The organism is Actinosynnema sp. NPDC059797 (assembly GCF_042732085.1).
Lineage (GTDB): Bacteria > Actinomycetota > Actinomycetes > Mycobacteriales > Pseudonocardiaceae > Actinosynnema.
Map to the genome: position 1 here is coordinate 1 of NZ_JBHWIE010000694.1, position 1,778 is coordinate 1,778.

Annotated in this window: 3 protein-coding genes; all 3 read left to right on the forward strand. The window is 74.7% G+C overall.

The features are described from left to right. The first annotated feature begins 148 nt into the window (after positions 1-148). The 3 genes from ACFV4N_RS43375 to ACFV4N_RS43385 are packed head-to-tail and all read left to right on the forward strand — an operon-like array spanning position 149 to position 1,692. Positions 149-967 carry an ESX secretion-associated protein EspG gene (locus tag ACFV4N_RS43375; RefSeq protein WP_499678533.1) on the forward strand — a complete coding sequence of 273 codons (819 nt, stop codon included), beginning with the start codon at positions 149-151 and terminating at the stop codon, positions 965-967. Between the two features lie 9 nt (positions 968-976). Then, the gene (locus ACFV4N_RS43380) at positions 977-1,354 is read left to right on the forward strand and encodes a sterol carrier family protein (RefSeq protein ID WP_499678534.1); all 378 of its coding nucleotides are present in this window, start codon (positions 977-979) and stop codon (positions 1,352-1,354) included. A gap of 14 nt (positions 1,355-1,368) precedes the next feature. Next, on the forward strand, positions 1,369-1,692 hold the full coding sequence (locus ACFV4N_RS43385) for a hypothetical protein (protein ID WP_499678535.1): 324 nt from the start codon (positions 1,369-1,371) through the stop codon (positions 1,690-1,692). The last annotated feature ends 86 nt before the right edge of the window (positions 1,693-1,778 follow it).

Genomic DNA, 1,778 nt, shown 5'->3' on the forward strand with positions numbered 1-1,778 from the left:
CGACTACCTGGTCGAGACCGACGACGTGTTCGGCGACGACCGCCTCGTGGCGCCGCCCGTGATCGGGGAAACGCCGCAGTAGCCTTTGCGCGAGCACGGGCCCGCGCCGGGTTCGGCGCGGGCCCGACTTCGAGGACCGGGGGTTGGCGTGACGTATTTCGGGGGGCCGGCGGAGCGGGAGCCCATCACGCTCTCCGCCGAGGAGTTCGACGTGCTGTGGGAACGCCTGGACCTGGGGCAGATGCCGCTGGTCATCAAGGTGCCCTCGCCGGGGCGGACGCACCGGGAGCGGGCCGACCTGGAGCGGCGCGTGTGGCACGGCATCGGCGCCCGCGGGCTCGGCGGGCCGACCGGCCTGGAACCGGAGCTGCACCACCTGCTGCGGATGTTCTCCCGCCCCGGGCGCGAGGTCGACGGCCGGGTCTGGATCGGCCGCAGCGTCCGCGTGCTGGCCGTCGCCAACGGCGACGACGCCGCGGTGGCCACCCTCGACGACAACCGGCTGACGTTCCGGCGCGCGGCGGCCTCCGGCCTGGCGTCGGCGGTGCTGGGCACGCTGCCCGCGCACCCCGCCGGCACCGGCCACTCCGTCACCATGCCGAGCGCCGACCTGGAAGCGGCCGTGAAGCGGTCCGACGGCTCGCCCAAGTCGCTGGAGAACTCGCTGCGGCAGCAGGGCGTGCGCCAGGAGGACGCGACCACGCTGGTGAAGATGTTCACCGGGCTCGTGCACACGGGCAACTTCGGCGCGGCGGCCCGCGACAGGTACGGCAAGCGGTGCCGGCCCGACCGCGTGGTGGCGTTCTTCGACACCGAGGAGGGGCGGTACCTCCAGCAGCGGCGCGCGTCCGACGGGGCGGAGCCGTGGAGCACGTTCACCCCGACCGACGCCCGGCGGCTCACCCACCACGTGGAGGAACTGCTGACCGAGGCGATGCGGTCGGCCGGCCTGCCCGTCGGGCGATAACCTCGGCCGGTGCCGTCGAAACCCGTCGACCCGAGAGAGGCGCGCGCCGCGGTCGAAGCCGTGCTGCCCTGGCTGGGGGGCGAGGCCGACCAGCCGCCGCGCCCGGCCCTGGCCGCGGCCGTCCGGCTGAGCCTGCGGACCCTGGAGCAGGTCGCGCCGGGCCGCAGCGTCGAGGTGCGGGTGCCGCCGTTCGCCGCCGTGCAGTGCGTGGCCGGGCCCCGGCACACCCGCGGCACGCCGCCCAACGTCGTCGAGACCGACGCCCGCACCTGGCTGGAGCTGGCCGTGGGGCGGCTGGGCTGGGCCGAGGCCGTCGCCGACGCCAGGGTCACCGCGTCCGGCAGCCGGGCGGACCTGTCATCCGTCCTCCCGGTGCTGCGCTTCTAGCTAAGCTCGACCGCGTGAAGGCGCTCAAGGCGTGTGCCGCCGTCCTCCTGGTGGGAGCCGTGCTCGTCGGCTGTGGCAGCGAGTCGTCCGCGGAGGTGCGGCTCAAGGTCGTCCGCATCGTCGACACGAACGACGGCACGCCCGTCCGGGTCGGCATGGAGCTCGACGGCGACCAGCCCGACGCGCCCCACACCGGCACCTACGGCGCGGACCGCGACCGGCTGCCCGAGGGCGTCGCCGTCGGGGACGTGGTGGTCTGCACCGTGACCAAGACCGACGAGAACGGGCTCGACGGCGTCGACCCGGAGTACGACGTCGGCCCCTGCCGGGCGGCCTAGCCCGTGTTTCAAAGGTTGAGGTGAGCGGCGGCGTGTCGGTGGCCGGAACGTGGCGAGGTCTCCGGTAAGTGGGTTAGCGACCAAGC